Annotated in this window: 16 protein-coding genes and 1 CRISPR repeat array; of the genes, 3 read left to right on the top strand and 13 right to left on the bottom strand. The window is 61.0% G+C overall.

What is annotated here, in order from left to right:
* The first annotated feature begins 116 nt into the window (after positions 1-116).
* Together gloA and CKO25_RS03660 are read left to right on the top strand one after the other, a co-directional pair.
* On the top strand, positions 117-509 hold the full coding sequence (gene gloA, locus CKO25_RS03655) for a lactoylglutathione lyase (protein ID WP_200386561.1): 393 nt from the start codon (positions 117-119) through the stop codon (positions 507-509).
* Positions 510-649: 140 nt separating this feature from the next.
* The gene (locus CKO25_RS03660; RefSeq protein ID WP_200386562.1) at positions 650-1,591 is read left to right on the top strand and encodes a DNA ligase; all 942 of its coding nucleotides are present in this window, start codon (positions 650-652) and stop codon (positions 1,589-1,591) included.
* Between the two features lie 334 nt (positions 1,592-1,925).
* A CRISPR array of direct repeats spans positions 1,926-2,872; the repeat unit is 29 nt; unit sequence CGGTTCATCCCCGCAGGCGCGGGGAACAC.
* 91 nt (positions 2,873-2,963) lie between these two features.
* Here CKO25_RS03660 and cas2e read toward each other — a convergent pair.
* The 11 genes from cas2e to CKO25_RS03715 all read right to left on the bottom strand — a co-directional run bounded on the left by cas2e (position 2,964) and on the right by CKO25_RS03715 (position 12,645).
* Positions 2,964-3,263, bottom strand: coding sequence for a type I-E CRISPR-associated endoribonuclease Cas2e (gene cas2e, locus CKO25_RS03665; protein WP_200386563.1), 300 nt, complete (start codon positions 3,261-3,263; stop codon positions 2,964-2,966).
* Positions 3,244-4,155, bottom strand: a complete 912-nt coding sequence (cas1e, locus tag CKO25_RS03670; protein WP_200386564.1) for a type I-E CRISPR-associated endonuclease Cas1e — start codon at positions 4,153-4,155, stop codon at positions 3,244-3,246. Before cas1e ends, cas2e begins: the two co-directional genes overlap by 20 nt.
* A gap of 61 nt (positions 4,156-4,216) precedes the next feature.
* Complete coding sequence (locus tag CKO25_RS03675; RefSeq protein WP_200386565.1) at positions 4,217-4,429, bottom strand: type II toxin-antitoxin system HicB family antitoxin; 213 nt, start codon at positions 4,427-4,429, stop codon at positions 4,217-4,219.
* A gap of 12 nt (positions 4,430-4,441) precedes the next feature.
* On the bottom strand, positions 4,442-4,627 hold the full coding sequence (locus tag CKO25_RS03680) for a type II toxin-antitoxin system HicA family toxin (RefSeq protein ID WP_200386566.1): 186 nt from the start codon (positions 4,625-4,627) through the stop codon (positions 4,442-4,444).
* Positions 4,624-5,247 (bottom strand): type I-E CRISPR-associated protein Cas6/Cse3/CasE, encoded by a 624-nt coding sequence (gene cas6e / locus CKO25_RS03685; protein WP_200386567.1) that lies wholly within the window; start codon positions 5,245-5,247, stop codon positions 4,624-4,626. Before cas6e ends, CKO25_RS03680 begins: the two co-directional genes overlap by 4 nt.
* Positions 5,234-5,884, bottom strand: a complete 651-nt coding sequence (gene cas5e / locus CKO25_RS03690; RefSeq protein ID WP_200386568.1) for a type I-E CRISPR-associated protein Cas5/CasD — start codon at positions 5,882-5,884, stop codon at positions 5,234-5,236. The genes cas6e and cas5e overlap by 14 nt, the downstream gene beginning before the upstream one ends.
* 2 nt (positions 5,885-5,886) lie before the next feature.
* Positions 5,887-7,029, bottom strand: a complete 1,143-nt coding sequence (cas7e, locus tag CKO25_RS03695) for a type I-E CRISPR-associated protein Cas7/Cse4/CasC (RefSeq protein WP_200386569.1) — start codon at positions 7,027-7,029, stop codon at positions 5,887-5,889.
* Positions 7,030-7,042: 13 nt separating this feature from the next.
* Positions 7,043-7,600 carry a type I-E CRISPR-associated protein Cse2/CasB gene (gene casB / locus CKO25_RS03700; RefSeq protein ID WP_200386570.1) on the bottom strand — a complete coding sequence of 186 codons (558 nt, stop codon included), beginning with the start codon at positions 7,598-7,600 and terminating at the stop codon, positions 7,043-7,045.
* Complete coding sequence (casA, locus tag CKO25_RS03705) at positions 7,597-9,162, bottom strand: type I-E CRISPR-associated protein Cse1/CasA (protein ID WP_200386571.1); 1,566 nt, start codon at positions 9,160-9,162, stop codon at positions 7,597-7,599. Before casA ends, casB begins: the two co-directional genes overlap by 4 nt.
* A gap of 20 nt (positions 9,163-9,182) precedes the next feature.
* Positions 9,183-11,855, bottom strand: coding sequence for a CRISPR-associated helicase Cas3' (cas3, locus tag CKO25_RS03710; RefSeq protein WP_200386572.1), 2,673 nt, complete (start codon positions 11,853-11,855; stop codon positions 9,183-9,185).
* A 424-nt stretch (positions 11,856-12,279) separates the two neighbouring features.
* Positions 12,280-12,645, bottom strand: a complete 366-nt coding sequence (locus tag CKO25_RS03715) for a hypothetical protein (RefSeq protein ID WP_200386573.1) — start codon at positions 12,643-12,645, stop codon at positions 12,280-12,282.
* A gap of 101 nt (positions 12,646-12,746) precedes the next feature.
* On the opposite strand from CKO25_RS03715, the gene CKO25_RS03720 reads away from it, so the two are divergent.
* Complete coding sequence (locus CKO25_RS03720) at positions 12,747-13,355, top strand: nucleotide-binding protein (protein ID WP_200386574.1); 609 nt, start codon at positions 12,747-12,749, stop codon at positions 13,353-13,355.
* Between the two features lie 126 nt (positions 13,356-13,481).
* On the opposite strand, the gene CKO25_RS03725 is transcribed toward CKO25_RS03720, so the two are convergent.
* A complete protein-coding gene (locus CKO25_RS03725) occupies positions 13,482-14,060 on the bottom strand; it encodes a peptidylprolyl isomerase (RefSeq protein ID WP_200386575.1) in 579 nt (192 codons plus the stop codon).
* 191 nt (positions 14,061-14,251) lie between these two features.
* A complete protein-coding gene (locus tag CKO25_RS03730; protein ID WP_200386576.1) occupies positions 14,252-14,881 on the bottom strand; it encodes a hypothetical protein in 630 nt (209 codons plus the stop codon).
* Positions 14,882-15,105: the final 224 nt, after the last annotated feature.

A 15,105-nucleotide genomic window follows, 5' to 3' on the forward strand; every position in this document is an offset into this window, starting at 1 on the left:
CATGACCTGCTCCGATCCTGACTGCTTCGATTCGGAGTGATGACAGCGTCTGGCTTGTCTGTGGCCCTCTCCGACCACACTGTTCTCTATGAATCAGCGATGAGGACAACACTGAAATGCGCATCCTTCACACCATGTTGCGAACGGGCGACCTCCAACGCTCAATCGATTTCTACACCAATATGCTCGGCATGCGTCTGCTGCGCCAAAAGGACTATCCGGAAGGTGAGTTCACGCTGGCCTTTCTCGGTTACGGCGACGAGTCCGAGCACACGGTGATCGAGTTGACCTACAACTGGGGCGTCGAGCACTACGAGATCGGGACCGCGTATGGTCACATCGCCATCGAGGTGGATGATGTGTATCAGGCGGCTGATCGCGTTAAGGAGAAAGGCGGGACCATTTTGCGCGAGGCCGGTCCCATGAATGCGGGCACCACCATCATCGCCTTTGTGCGCGATCCGGATGGGTATCCGATCGAACTCATCGGGACTAAGCGCGAGGATTGAGCCACCGCTCTCGAGCTGCTTTCCCGCTGACGACGACAAGTCTCCGCTTGTCCCGAGGCGAGCCTTCCGAAGTCGCTTCTGCTTGCAATCCGCGCGTCAGACGCTAAAGTCACGAAACGTGTAATTTGTGGCTTGGCCTTATGAACGACCGGATCAGTCTCCGTCTTGTGCTGTCGCTGCTGTTGCTCGACGTCATGCGTCCCCTCGTCGTGATCGCCGGCGGGGATCACGGCGTCGCTGTCCGATCACCACATCCTGGGCCCGAGGTGGCGGACACGCCCTCTGTGCGGATCGAGGGACCTGTGCGTGTGCCGCCCGCGTTGGCATTGGCCGAAGTCTATGTGCCGGGCATTGCACTCGATCGTTACTTGGTCAGCGAGAAGCTCGATGGTGTGCGTGGATATTGGGATGGCCAACGGCTGCTGACGCGCGGCGGTCATGTCATCCAGGCGCCGAGTTGGTTTACCGCGGACTTTCCGGCGCTACCTCTCGACGGCGAGTTGTGGATGGGCCGCGGAACCTTCGAGCGCCTCTCGGGGACGGTCCGTCGGCTGGAACCGGACGCTGTGGCCTGGCAAGCGGTTCGGTTCATGGTCTTTGATCTACCGGCGCATCCGGGTGACTTCGAGACCCGCTTGGCCTTGCTGCGGGGTTTGGTCCAGGCGAATCCGAATCCGGCATTGGGTCTGGTTGAGCAGATGAAGGTGAGTGATCACACGGCCTTGATGGAGATGCTGGACCAGGTGGTTGCCGCGGGCGGTGAGGGTTTGATGCTGCATCGTCGCGACGCCGTCTATCGCGCCGGACGGTCGGCTGATCGCCTCAAGGTGAAACCCTATTTGGAGGGGGATGCTCGTGTGATCGCGCATTTACCTGGGCGCGGGCGACACGTGGGTCGCATGGGGTCGCTCTTGGTCGAAGAATCGGACGGCACCCGCTTCCAACTCGGTACGGGGTTCACGGATGCCCAACGCGACGCGCCGCCACTGATCGGAGAGGTGGTCACTTTCAAGTTTCATGGTCGCACGGTCCATGGCAAACCACGGTTTGCGAGCTTCCTCGGCGTGGTCGAGACATTTTGAACAGGCCGAGCCGTGAGTCGATCCTGTTGCCACCGTGCTGCACCCAGCACCTTCCGGAGTCCGCACTCGACACGCTGTAGCCCCCTGGTGTTGCCAGACTGGTCATTTCATGACCGGTGTGGAGAAAATGCTGACTTCAGGTTGGGTTAAGGGCTGCCCGCACAGCTTATCCACAGTAACGGCCACAGCGATTGGGGACAAACGAATGGCGTTGTTGTCCGCGTCACGAAGCGTGGTTGGTCTCATTGATCGCGTGTAGTTCGTGTTGCCCGTCTCGCGGTCGCCTTCGAATTTGGGCAACACCATCTTCTCATTGCCCTCAGAGACTCATTTGCGCTTCATCCCCGCTGGGGCGGGGAACACATCGGCCATTGCCGAGCCTCCACGCCCACTGTAGGTTCATCCCCGCAGGCGCGGGGAACACTGCAGATGGACAAGCGAACACTGGGCAAGAGGCGGTTCATCCCCGCAGGCGCGGGGAACACGGCAGCCACCGCTGCGACGGTCTTGCCCTTGTACGGTTCATCCCCGCAGGCGCGGGGAACACCTGAGCTTAGCGGCGTTGCTGAGCGTATCAGCCGGTTCATCCCCGCAGGCGCGGGGAACACCAGTGTGCCATGCCGCTGTCTGCCGAAATGGGCGGTTCATCCCCGCAGGCGCGGGGAACACAAGACCTCGGCAGTGCGCGGCTCGGCAAGCGCCGGTTCATCCCCGCAGGCGCGGGGAACACCAGTGTGCCATGCCGCTGTCTGCCGAAATGGGCGGTTCATCCCCGCAGGCGCGGGGAACACAAATCAGGACCAGTCTTGCACTAGAACAGAAGCGGTTCATCCCCGCAGGCGCGGGGAACACCCTCCCACCGCTCGTCTAACCAGCACCACCCACGGTTCATCCCCGCAGGCGCGGGGAACACGCTTATCTCCTATTCCGGGGTGCAATGTGAATCGGTTCATCCCCGCAGGCGCGGGGAACACATCCTTCATCTGAACTTCCAACATTAGAAGAACGGTTCATCCCCGCAGGCGCGGGGAACACTTGAAATACAGCCGGTCATAGTGCTCTTGGAGCGGTTCATCCCCGCAGGCGCGGGGAACACTCACCCATCGGCAACGATTCTCGCGTAGAGGTCGGTTCATCCCCGCAGGCGCGGGGAACACACATCAGGAGCACAAGCAGCATTAGGCCATTCACCGGTTCATCCCCGCAGGCGCGGGGAACACACCGGATTGCCAATCGACGAACCCGACATCAGCGGTTCATCCCCGCAGGCGCGGGGAACACACTGTCAGCATCCTGCTGATCTTATTAATGAAATTGTGCGCGTAATATTCCACCAAAAAAATCCTTGTTTCGATGGGGTAGGTCTAAACTGTTAAGGAGCGTTTGCGTGTTCATCTGGGGGCAGAAAACTGACTAATCGGAGACCATCGAAATCGACCGGGATCCTGCGGTTTTTACCAACGGTGGCAAAATCGTAGCCCGATTCGGTATTGGTGTTCCAGGCGATGACAGCGTTTCCATCTTCGACGCCTTCACAAACCTGATCCCAGATCAACTCACGCAGTCGTTTCGATGGAGTGCCGATGTAGACACCTGCCCGGACCTCTACTAACCAGACCGCCAAACGCCCGCGCAGGCGGGGCGGGACGTTCTCAGTGACGATGACCAACATCGCCCATGCTCTCCTGTTCCTTGATGGCCGGGGGGACCGACTCCTTCGGGGGTTTAGGTGGCTCCAGACCACCTGCGGTCAGGACCTCTTCGATCATGGGAATGATCTTGCCTAGCAGTTTGCTTTCACGGAACACGTCTCGACAAGCTAGCCGGACAACTCTTTCTGGTTGCTGAGGCCCTTTGGCGGCGATCTTGAACGCTACAGGGACCACGGTCTCGAATTTCACGATGTCCGCGATATCATAAACGAAGGACAAGGGTTTCCCGGTATGGATAAACCCGACCGCAGGCGCATAGCCGGCAGCCAAAACAGCGGCTTCTGTGATGCCATAGAGACACGCGGTAGCGGCCGAGAGACAGGTGTTCGGGAGATCGCTCGTGTCCCAATCGGTTGGATCGTAACGACGTCCTCTCCAAGCCACACCGTAGCGCTTTGCCAAGTTGTCGTAGATTTTTTTCACCCGAGCCCCTTCGATGCCACGCAACTGTTCAACGCTGCGTCGTTCCGGGGGCTTCTCACCAAACCGCAGTTCGTACATCTTGCGTACGACCTTGAGACGGGCCTGATCATCGAGCGCTAGCTTGGCTTGATAGAGCAGCCGGTCAGAGCGTGCACCGCCGGGCTGGCCGGAGGCATAGAGCCGCACCCCAGCCTCGCCGACCCAGACCAGCAACGTGCCGACGCGCGCCGCCAAAGCCGCGGCACGGTGCGAGACCCGGGTGCCGGGTTCCAGCATGATGCAGGCCACGCTGCCGATAGGGATGTGCGTGCGCACGCCGTTCTTGTCGATCACGACGAAGGCGCCGTCGAGCACGTCAATCTCACCGTACTCGATGAAGATCATCGAGATGCGTTCCTTCATGGCAATCGGCTTAAGCGGTGGGAGCATGCGTCATGGAGTCCGCTGGCAGGGGTGGATCTGGCGCCCGAAGGGGCGGCGGTGGCTCGACTCAGGCGGCCACTTCGACATAGTCCACCTGGCTCGTTGGCAGAGGTGGCGTTAAGCCGTCTTCCTTGAGGCCGGCCAGGTGCAATTCGATCGCCTCCCGAATCTCCCGCTCGGTCTCTTCGGGCGTGTGCCCAGTGGCGACGCATCCGGGCAGGTCGGGGACATAGGCGGAGTAGTTGTTCTCCGCGCGCTCGATCACGATCGCGTAACGCATGCTGTTTGGTCCTCATTTCCAGCCGGCTTGTTTGTGGATACTGTTCACCGTACCCGGTGCCAGGTCGTCGTTCGGTCGACCGGGCACCGTGACGCGCCCCGGCTTGGTGTCGTGTTTGTACTGACGATGGCTGCCACGGGTTGCGACGAGACGCCAACCGTCGTTTTTCAACCGCTCTAGTATCTCGGAAACCTTCACGACGATCGCGCTACCGACAGCAATCCCAAGCCCCATGCTTTGCCATGCCCGATGCCGGTCAGGATCGCTTTTCGCAGTCGCTCCGGGTCAGCTGCCTCCAGGTGGCCTTCGTATAAAGCGGACTGCAAAGTAATGCGATGGCCGGTTGTCGCATGGCGCGCCTGAAGTCGCTCACTGGCGGCCCTGATACAGGCTAGGATCTGGAAGCCATGCTGTTTACCTTGTCGATCCAGCCATGCGAGCTGTTCTTCTTCCCTCGCCAATCCCCAACGCTTGCCGTTGCGGTTTACGATCGGATTAGCCTGGAGACGGAAGCGATAGCGTCCCCCCGGTTGGATCAGTCGTTCCAGATCCACTGGTTTGTTAGGAAGGATCTCCAAGGCATAGCCAGTTTGCGCCTTCAGTGCCTGCCAGTTGGCACCAACCGCAGATTGTACGAGCAGCACGGCCGAACCAGTGGTCGGTGGATTCGCTTCCAGACGCCAGAGGAACGGATGGGGTGGCGATTCTGTGCCTGTTGAGTAGGCGCGCGCCAGGGTTCTGTGCATTTCGTAGGGGTTGCATAGGTCGCGTCGCGCGTGTGGATGTTGTGCATCGAGTGTCAGTTTAGAGAGGTACATGAATGACCTCCGTCGTGACAAAACGTGGCCCGAAACGGCGCTCGGAAAAAGGTGCGATGGGTTGATCGAAGCGCATCGCCCCCGCCGTTTCATGTTCGAGAAGCAGGCGCACCGGCGCATCGCGATCCTCGAAGCGCGGCGGGGCGATGCGCGGCGCAGCGGTCAAGGTATCTCGCAAACCCCGGTCGACCCTTCCGGGCTCGCACCAGACCGGCGAGGAGGGTGGAAACGCCTTTCGGCCGAGCGACAACGGCCAGACCGGATCCCGCAATGCCGCGTCGATGGCTTTGAGCAGGGTTCGATTCTCACCCTCCAACCCGACGAGAAAGGCGGCGTCCGCGAGATAGTATCTGGGGCTGACGACTGTGCGTCTTAAATCGACCTTACCAGCGCCAGTTACGACGCCGGTGGCCGTCTGGTAATCACGCATCAGCAGCCCTTCCCGATCGACACGGACGCCGAAGCGCAGGAGGGTTAGATCATCCAGGGTTGCGGTGCGGTCGCGCCCGAACGCGGCGCACACGAGTCCCAATACTCCGGATTTCGAGGGCTCGAGCTGGCTATCACGCTCGTCGAACCGGCTGGTGGTACCCCATGCCTGCATCGGACCTGCCAGCCGCAGGAGCAGTGTCGGCATGATCAGCCCTCCAGCCGGGCGCGGGTATTCTCGACGACCCAATCCGCCAGCTTTTGCAGCGTCTTGTGCGCAATACCCTTCTCCTGCGGCCAGGCCCCGGTGAGATCGAGGTATCCCCACGTGTCCTGACCATCGCTGAATGCCTCGGCGACAGCGGTATCCTGCTCGGCCAGCTTTGCGACTGAAAGCGCCGTCAACTCGTGATCCGGCTTGGGCCAGATCGGTCTTTCGAAGGCATTCGCGAGATTGAAGGGGCTAGCGTGTCGAAACACGATACCGATGAAGCTTGGCGGATTATGGGCCGCGAAGGTGTTCTGTTTCCCGGTTGGGATGGCACGCGCCATGGACTCGGTGAACGCAGCGATTCCCTTTAGGGCCAAATCGTGATCACCCTTGAGGTTGTCAACGAGTTTGCGCGGGTCGATGACGGCATAGCGGTAGAAAGTAGCCGAGTTGAAATCAACGTGTCCGATCATGCCGGCGCCGGTCTCGTCGATGCCGCCTTCATCGTCGACGGCGGTGAAATAGTCGAACTCGCGCTCAACCCTGTGGGTGCTGATGGCGTGGGCGACCTGGCAGGCGGCATGCTGGTTGACTTCGGGCAAATCGGCGAGCATTCGCCCAAACAGCGCGACGTCAATGGCCTTTTGGCCGTCTAGGAGCGCCTTGGCTGCTTTGACGACCTCCGGTGCAGCGCTCGCCTTGGCCTGCTTCTTGGTTTTCTTGGACTCGTCGTTTGCGGGGACCACCAGGACATCCCAATGTGCGTGGATCAAATCGGCGAGGCGCTCGACCTCGCCTCGGCCGAGAAAGAGCAGGTACTCGGTTTTGCCATCCTCCTTGATCTTGAGTCCAGCGGCGGACAGGGCGGTTTCGATCTGAGTGCCGGCTTCTGGGTGACCCAGCTCGGTAAGGCGCCGCTGCAACAGCACTTTGAGTCTCTTTGTCCGAACGGAGCTGAACTCGGCAGGGACCATGCCCGACTCAGCAGACTTGAGCCGGATCGCTCGTTTGAAACATTGGCTGCTGACCCGCGCCCGTCGATGACCGCCGAAGAGTGCGTCTTTCGGTGCGCCGGTGTCATCACGATTGAGATTGGATGGGGCAAAGTTTTGGATTAGATGGTATTCGATGAAGAGGCTCATGGTGCGCTCCTTGTCAGTCTGGCGTTGTGGTTTGGATGGACGCTTCGTGATCGCCGTTGTTCGAATCAGGTTCGTAAGCACGGTAGAAGTCACGCGCCCAACGCTGGCGAATTGAGCCCCGCCGTTCGAGGTCGAAGGGTCTCAGCCATACGCCCAGATCATCGAGCAGGCGGACGTAGTTGCAGGGACGATCGTCCGCCGCCAGCAGTGAGACCGACTGGCGGAGCAGATTGTGCAGGCTCTCCGGTTCGGCGCCGAGGAGGGCAATAAAGCGCTGTTCGATACTCTTGCTTTCGCGGGTCCGTGCAATGGACCCTAGCGCCGCGGCCAGGCTTATATCCGGGCGATGCTTGGGATGAAGGGCGAAGAGCGCGGCCGTGAGATAGAGAGCCTTACGCCATGGATCAGCGGCGTGGCATTCGTTCGGAACGAATCGCTCGACGTAGGGATAGGCACGAGGGAAGCCACCCGGAGTAAAGCCTAAACTGCGGCGCAGATGGGCTAGGGCACCGCGATCCCGTTCCGCCAACTCGGACAGGTGAGCGACGAAGGATTGAGCGTGCTCGCTCATGGAATGGTCTCCTCTGACGTGATGGCGGATGGGTCCAGCGAACGAACGAGGCGGTGCAAGCCCGGGTCGGCGCGGGCCATTGCACGCAGGGCGCGCGGTGTTTCACCTAGCGCGCGGCAGGTGGCTGTCCAGGCTCTTCGGGTGGCTGCTTGCAACTGCTCCAGCCAATGCTGATGGGCGCCGTCGCTATCGCCTGCGGCGATTCTCTGTATCAGAACGGGGAGACCACGCTCGGTGGTGGAGAAGAAGACAGGCGCGGTAGGACCGTTATCCAGAATCGACCTGGCGCGGGCCTTGGTGTCTTTATGGCTCGGGTCGGGCATGGTGTCAGTGACCATCTCGACGCATATCGCGCGCAAGCGAAAGTAGGTATCTTCTGCCTGACGAACTCGGGCGCGCAGGTCGGCGGCAGCCTCCGGGTTCGCGAGGACTGTCAAAGGCAGATCGAAGCGCTCGATCCGCCAGCGGAGCAGCTTTGCTTGGTCGCTGGCGAGACCTGCGATCAGGACCGGTATCGGTTCGTCGAACTTTCCCATTTGCTCGAAAAGATTCGCCGCTCCGGACAGGATGGTGGCTGGCTGGTTGAATTTGCCTGTTGCGTCAGGCACCAGGGCCGGCAGCTCGCGCCACAGTGCACGTCCTTCTGTGAAAGAGACACGAATGGCTTTACCATCCTTGTTAAAGCGATAACAGGCCATCGGGTCTGGCGCATGTGCGTCTTCTTCCAATGCGAGTCCGGCTGCGAAGAGGATGTGGCGAATCCCTCTATCAGCGCCTGCGCGAGCCAACAGAACGGCGCGCGTCAGTCGTGTATATCGATCGTTAGGGCCGGTGACCAGTCGTGGCGGCGCTTTAAGCGACTCTATATTCGGCCGAGATTGCTCCCAGGAGGGTCGATCATCCTGTCCTCTTGCGCGGTATGGGTGAAGGCCCGAGAGCAGGGTTGATGTCAGCGTTTTGCCGATCGGCATGACTGCTGCCGTGTTCGCGAGTGGTCCAGCTTTGTCTGAGTCGCGAACGACCTTGACCAGCCCTCCAGGCGTGAACTGAAGAGCGCCAAGCAAATGTCGACATGCGAGTGATGGCATGATCTCGGCCGGAAGATCATCCAGTGCGTGATCGAACACCAACGGGGTATTGCCATTGGCGCATTCAAGGCAAATCTGTGTCCATGGCTTCTGCTTGTCGCGAATTTCGGGTACATCCGCAAGTGCCGCAACTTGCATGAAAGGATGCTCTGGGTGGAATAACCAGAAGCGTTCCCGCCATTCGTTTAAATAGGCGCAGATTGGCGCCTCTGGCAAACCTTCACGGTACCAGCGAGCACGCACGGCATCCGTCCAGGCTCCATGATGCGAGCTCAAGGCCCGGTGTAAGATCGTGAGCAGGAGTCGATAGAGTGCGATCAGGTTCGGTGGTGAGGTTTCGGCCAAGGCAGAGAAACGATCGGCTTCCAGTAGCGCTTGGCTTAAGCTGATGTCGAGAGTCTCGCCGTGCAGCATGCGTACCGGTATCCAGGGCTCGTCCAGCAGATTGAAGGCCGGTTCCGTCGTTCTGGTCATGTCGCCTCCGGGCAGTTGGATCAGGTGTTGTCGTAGACAATGCCGAGCTCGGGGTCGAGACGGACAAGTAATCCACCAATCTCGGCGACGCCGCCGACCAACGGTAGTGGGCGCAGGTGCCGCAGCAGCGGATGCTCATCGAAGCCACGCGGTAGCGGCAGCTTGAGTAGGGCATGGACGATGCTCTTGCGCGACAGCCGGACTTGGCGCGCGACCAGTCGGCGAGCCAGGTCATCGTCCGGCGCGGTGTTCGGGTCGAATGGCGGATCGTCCGGGTGCAGGTGCCAGCCGGCATCCGTTGACAGGACAGGAATGGTCGGCAAGCTGTCTTCACCAAGCCGGGTGACCAGCGGAATGCCCTCGCCGTCTTGCTCTTCCTTGCCACGCGGGTGCCCGTCATAGGCGGTTTGAGGCTCGGCTTCCGCGTCGATGGCGGCATGCTGCGCTTGCAGCCGCTGATTCTGGATCTCGGCGTAGTGATCGCCCAATGCGCGATTGAGCGTCGCCATGAAATCAGGTCGCGCTTCCTCCGCGAAAGGATCTCCTGTGTAAACGGCCTGCACCAAGCGATCGATGTCTTCAGGCAGCTGCCAAGATGGTTTGTGCAGAAGGACGGCCCAGGTGCAATAGAGGACATAGGGGTCATAGACGAAGCCCCACGCGGTTTCGGTCAATTCGGGTGGGCGTTCTGCCAGCAGGCCGGCGATGCGCAGATGCGGGGCGGCATGCGCGGTCGGGCGGTTACGCTGATGCCGGTGCAGCCGTCCGGCACGCTGCAGTAGGAGATCGACGGGCGCCAGGTCGGAGAGCATGAAATCGAAGTCCAGATCTAGGCTTTGCTCCGCGACCTGAGTGGCGATCAGTAGGCAATGCGAGGGGCGGTGTTCGGCTGGTCCGGGACCGAAACGTTTCACTACCTCGCGTTCAAGTGCCGCGCGCTCGTCGGCGGGAAAGCGCGCGTGGAACAGCAGGATTGTGCTCGGATCGGGCGCCCGTTCACGCAGGAGACGGTAGAGGTCCTGAGCGCGTTGGACGGTATTGACGAGGATCAGCCCGCAACCACTGCCCGCGAGGCAGATCAATGCCTCGTGTGCCAGGGTTTCCAGATCCTCCGCAGTCCCAGAGATCTGAATGGGTTCGAGGTGACGGCAATCGACATGCTCTCCGAGCGTCTCGTTGTCGCGCACCATCAATATCCGCGGATAGGGTATCTCAGGGCAGTTTGTTGCGCCCCAGGCGTTGAGCAGGGCGTCGCGGCGCTGGACTGGCAGGGTGGCACTCATCAAGATGACGGAGCAGCCCAGCGGTTTGAGCCAACGCAACAGGGCCTCGATCAGCCCACTGGTATAGGTGTCGTAGGCATGGATCTCGTCGAGCACGACGACCCGGTTGGCTAGTCCCCACAGACGCACGAAGTGGTGTTTGACATTGAGTGTGGCGAATAGGGCCTGGTCGATGGTGCCGACGCCATAGGGTGAGAGTAAGGCGCGCTTGTGCTGCGAGAACCAGGCGGAAGAGGCAATGGATTCGGCATTAGAGGCATCGATTCCGCGCAGTCGATGGATGCGTTCATCCAGCGCCGCAGATCCATGGACCAGTTGGATATCAATCCTTATCTCGGATGTGAGCCGACGGAGGAAGGCCAGGGCGCGATCAAACATGGCGTTGCCAGTCGCCTGGGTCGGCAGGGCCAGATAGAGACCACGATGCGCATTGCGGGCTTGGAGCCTGAGATGTGCGAGCAGCGCGAGCTCGGTCTTGCCTTCACCCATCGGGGCCTCGACGATGATCAGCGTCGGGCCGTCCGCCAAGCTCAACAGACGGTCGGCGGCCTGCTGGAGCGGCCGTGCCGTCACGGGGTATTCGGGTTGTCCAAGGATGAGTTGGATCAGTGTGTCGGTATCCGTCTCGCGCCTGAGCAGCGGTCGATGCCCTGGCCAGCCGATGGCGTCAAGTGCGATGTCCGCCAGCGCCCTGGCCTTTGCAGAATGCTCGGATAATAAATCGGCGCGTTCGCCCAGAGGAAACCAGTCGGTATTAGAGCCGATCCAGTCTGCCACGCTGGTCAGACCAGCGAGCCAGGCGACTGCGGGCAGGGACAATTCATCGAGCGCGGGTCCGTCACCAGGTTGCAGGGTTTCCCAGTAGACCCGCAGGATCTCGGCTCGAGTCTCCGACCACTCTCCAACTTCGTTCCGCGGCATCCCATCGCGGATTTCCAGTGTCCTTGGGATGTAGCCGTGATGGGCACCGACCGCCTTCGTGACGGCACTGATCCAACCGGTCTTTAAGAAAAGGGTCGGAAGCAGACGGCGTAAGAGAGCGGCTGAGGCGATGTCGTGACGTTGGATGCCGAAGGAGACCGGCTTAAAGATCAAGCCTGCCAGTTCGACGGTGCGTTGGCCCTCTGGCCATTTACTTTGGAAGCCTGGGATCGCCTTGCCGAAATCGTGGAGCCCGATGATGGCCGCTAGCCACTGACGGACCTCACCGGGAGGGAGTCCGAACGCACGCGCAGCCCAAGCTAAGGTTGCGGCTGATTCACGATCGAGGATGGCTTCCACAACCGCGGCGACATCAAGCATATGTGCAAGTAAGCCGTGTCCAATGGGATCACCGCTCTTAGCCCATACACGTCGAGCGCAATTGCCAAGTTCACTGAACCGATGCCGCCGAATCTCCATGGCCTTCATGTCTCGTCCAACGGATGTGAGACGCATCCGAAAAATGGATGTCAATCAAGTGTGTTTGTTTGTCCCCTCAAACCCGGGGAGTTACTCGATTCTAATCCGGTTCGATGCATGAGTGGAACTGTTTTCGTGTATGAGGAACTCTGCGTACTCAATGGCGACTTGAGAAACGAACGCCAGGGAATCCGCGGAGCTGTGCTGATGCAAGGCGCATCGACAGTGACTCCGCTAGACGAGCCAAACTCGCTGACGCTGGTCAATGCTGTTTGGTCTGGACAGATCAAGAGTCCCTGTCGTTGATCAGTGGTGCTCCTCAGATCGCTGCGTGAAGGATCTGAACTGTTCGTTCCTCGGAACTGGAATCCGACATGAAGCCGGAGGCGCCTGGCGGCATCCGGTTGCGTGGGTGAACTTGACGCCGCGGCCATCAGGGTCTAAGTGTCAGGTGTGCCTGTGCGCTGGACGGACTCGGACGGTCCGTCAGGGCGTTGGCGCACCGATCCGGGGCGGTCTGTCCCCGGCCATGCGGGAGGTTCCGATGACCGCGCCTTGCCAAACCCATCCGAATCACGACCACGTGCATGGCCCAGAGTGTGGCCACCTCGCGATCCGCCACGGCGACCATGTCGACTATCTGCACGACGGACATCTGCACCATCCGCACAGCGTCGATGGCGTAACGCATTACGACGAGCATCGGCTTGAGGTCGATGCGCAACACCCTGACGGCTGTCAGTCCAAGATGACTCGTTGCCAGGAGGATGGCCACGTTCACGGGCCAGGTTGTGGACACGCCGCCATTCCACACGGTGACCATGTCGATTATCTCGTTGATGGGCGTCTCCACCATCATCATGGTGATCATTGCGACGATCACGGCCCGGTCGAGCTGGTGTGAGGGGACCCACGCGCGTCCTGTTCTGGCACCGTAAGGGCGGCACCGGCAAGACCAGCCTCGCGATCGGCTGTGCATGTCGGTTCGCCCGTTCCCGGGTGCCGGGACAACGACCGCGTGTGTTATTGATCGACACCGACCCTCAAGGCAGTGCCGCCGCCTGGGGGGAACGCTATGCCGAGGACGCCGGGCTGGTGGTGCGTGCCGATAGCGGGCACGACCTCTGGGACCGCAATCAGGCGTTACTGGAGCGTTTCGATCGGGTGTTGGTGGATGCCGCGCCGAGCGTCACGGCCGAGACACTGGATCTGCTTGCCGGCACTGACCGACTGCTCATCCCAACCCGTCCAGCCTGGCCGGATGTCTGGGCACTGGAGGCGGTCGCCGAGTTGCTCGCTGATCAAGATCGCGCGGGTCACCGGCTGGTGGCTCGTGTGGTCTTCAATCAGGTGCGCGATGAAGCGCTCGCGCCGTTCGCCGCTGCGCTCGCCGAATTTGGGCTCCAAGCCCTACCGAACGTGATTCCCGCCGACCCGCAGTGGCCTGCGTTATTTCGCGGTGGGCCACCTCCAGACGCCGTTGCTGGATTACTCAGCGCGCTGGACTGATCCCGCTCCGCATCATCGCTCGGCGAGCGGGTTTTGCTGGTGTCGGACCGCGACTGGGATGGTGAGGCAGGCGCCACCGCGCGATGCGGCGGCGCCTGGTTTGGTGCGAGGGGGTCAGGATTCGATTTAGAGGACGCGGCAATCGGCGAGCATGACCTCGCTGCGCGTGCGGCCTTGTTGGCTCCCTTCTGCTTCCATCGCCTTGACGACGTCCATCCCCTCAACGACCTTGCCGAACACGACATGCTTGCCGTCGAGCCAGGGTGTTTCCGCGACCGTGATGAAGAACTGCGAGCCGTTGGTGTTGGGGCCTGCATTGGCCATCGACAGCAGCCCTGGGGTGTTGTGTTTGAGTTGGAAGTTCTCATCGGCGAACTTCTCGCCGTAGATCGATTCCCCACCGGTGCCATTGCCGCGCGTGAAGTCACCACCCTGGATCATGAACCCTGGGATGATCCGGTGGAAGGGGCTACCGGCGTAGGAGAGCGGCTTGCCACTCTTGCCGACGCCCTTCTCACCCGAACAGAGTGCCCGGAAATTCTCGGCGGTCTTCGGGACCACGTCAGCGAAGAGTTCGAAGGTGATGGTCCCAGCGGGCTTGCCGTCGATGGTGACGTCCATTTGGACCTGGGGGTTGGCTGCAAGGGCGGGAGTTGTCATAGCTGTTAGGAGCACACTGGTGATGAGAAAGGGTAATTTTGACATAAGCCGTTCCTGTCGTGGTGGGTGATCGAAAACCGCGTCTCCCGCGGCGCGAGCAGGCCGCGCGTTCGCGCGCGCAGCGCAGCGATCGGAACCGATCCATCACCGCGTTGAGAGACCCGATGGCGCAAGATAGCGAAAAATGAATCAGGATCAAAACTGAGGAGCGCGCGCGAGGCGGGCGCTGTCGAGCCTCAGGAGCTCTGCTCCGATTGGTCGGATTGCTCGCAGGGGAGGAGACCGTCCGGTGGCGGGTCACGCTGAAGCAGCGCATCCGGGAGCTCGCCGCGCCCAGCTTGGTAGAGTGAGCCGGATTCGAGCATGATCGTGACCATCACGACCAGCAACAAAGGCACCACGGCGATGCGTGCCCAGACGGCACTGGCCATGTCTTGGGATTCGAGTTTGCGTCGCTCCATTTCCTGCATGGCCGGTGGCAAGCTGCGCAGTTGCTCGGCGAGTTCGCCCTGGTCATCCTGGCCAAGGAAACCTAGACTCAGGATCGCCGCACACAAAAAGTAACCGATCAAGATCAGCCGGTAGCGGCGGCTTGCCAACCGCCAGTGGGTTTGGGCAAACCAGTTTCCGTCGTGGCGGGGGCGTCGGGATTGGCGCCAGGTAAAGGCAATCAGTCCCAGTGAGGCAACGAGCGGGATGCTGATCGCCAGCCACTTGACGCGTGCGATGACCGAATCCGGTTCCGCCACGGAGGCCGCGAGCAGGATTACCCCGATCAGGAGGTTGAAGACGATCAGGTTGATCATCGCCAACTCATGCGGTGCTTTCGCCTGGCGGCGGCTGGTTTCGGTAACCTCGAAGATCATGTTGTGACAGTCCTGAAGAGGGTGCGGTCGGTTGCCTCGGCGCGTCGCTGGGTGCGCCGTCTGGGTTGGCGCGTCGGTTGGCCGTTCACAGGCCGGCGATCCGCGGTCGGCCAACGGGCGGTCGATCGGAGCGACACACCGCCGAGCGTTCATTCTGTGATCTTTGACCCATTCAAGGCAATGACTCATTGGTGTGATCCATGGTGGTGCGCGGCGGGAGCTGG

The organism is Thiocapsa imhoffii (assembly GCF_016583985.1).
Lineage (GTDB): Bacteria > Pseudomonadota > Gammaproteobacteria > Chromatiales > Chromatiaceae > Thiocapsa > Thiocapsa imhoffii.

Excerpts from the sequence above, each read along its gene's own strand:
- gloA (WP_200386561.1), top strand. The coding sequence starts at position 117 with ATGCGCATCCTTCACACCATGTTGCGAACGGGCGACCTCCAACGCTCA.
- CKO25_RS03660 (WP_200386562.1), top strand. The coding sequence starts at position 650 with ATGAACGACCGGATCAGTCTCCGTCTTGTGCTGTCGCTGCTGTTGCTC.
- cas2e (WP_200386563.1), bottom strand. The coding sequence starts at position 3,263 with ATGTTGGTCATCGTCACTGAGAACGTCCCGCCCCGCCTGCGCGGGCGT.
- cas1e (WP_200386564.1), bottom strand. The coding sequence starts at position 4,155 with ATGCTCCCACCGCTTAAGCCGATTGCCATGAAGGAACGCATCTCGATG.
- CKO25_RS03675 (WP_200386565.1), bottom strand. The coding sequence starts at position 4,429 with ATGCGTTACGCGATCGTGATCGAGCGCGCGGAGAACAACTACTCCGCC.
- cas6e (WP_200386567.1), bottom strand. The coding sequence starts at position 5,247 with ATGTACCTCTCTAAACTGACACTCGATGCACAACATCCACACGCGCGA.
- cas5e (WP_200386568.1), bottom strand. The coding sequence starts at position 5,884 with ATGCCGACACTGCTCCTGCGGCTGGCAGGTCCGATGCAGGCATGGGGT.
- cas7e (WP_200386569.1), bottom strand. The coding sequence starts at position 7,029 with ATGAGCCTCTTCATCGAATACCATCTAATCCAAAACTTTGCCCCATCC.
- casB (WP_200386570.1), bottom strand. The coding sequence starts at position 7,600 with ATGAGCGAGCACGCTCAATCCTTCGTCGCTCACCTGTCCGAGTTGGCG.
- casA (WP_200386571.1), bottom strand. The coding sequence starts at position 9,162 with ATGACCAGAACGACGGAACCGGCCTTCAATCTGCTGGACGAGCCCTGG.
- cas3 (WP_200386572.1), bottom strand. The coding sequence starts at position 11,855 with ATGAAGGCCATGGAGATTCGGCGGCATCGGTTCAGTGAACTTGGCAAT.
- CKO25_RS03725 (WP_200386575.1), bottom strand. The coding sequence starts at position 14,060 with ATGTCAAAATTACCCTTTCTCATCACCAGTGTGCTCCTAACAGCTATG.
- CKO25_RS03730 (WP_200386576.1), bottom strand. The coding sequence starts at position 14,881 with ATGATCTTCGAGGTTACCGAAACCAGCCGCCGCCAGGCGAAAGCACCG.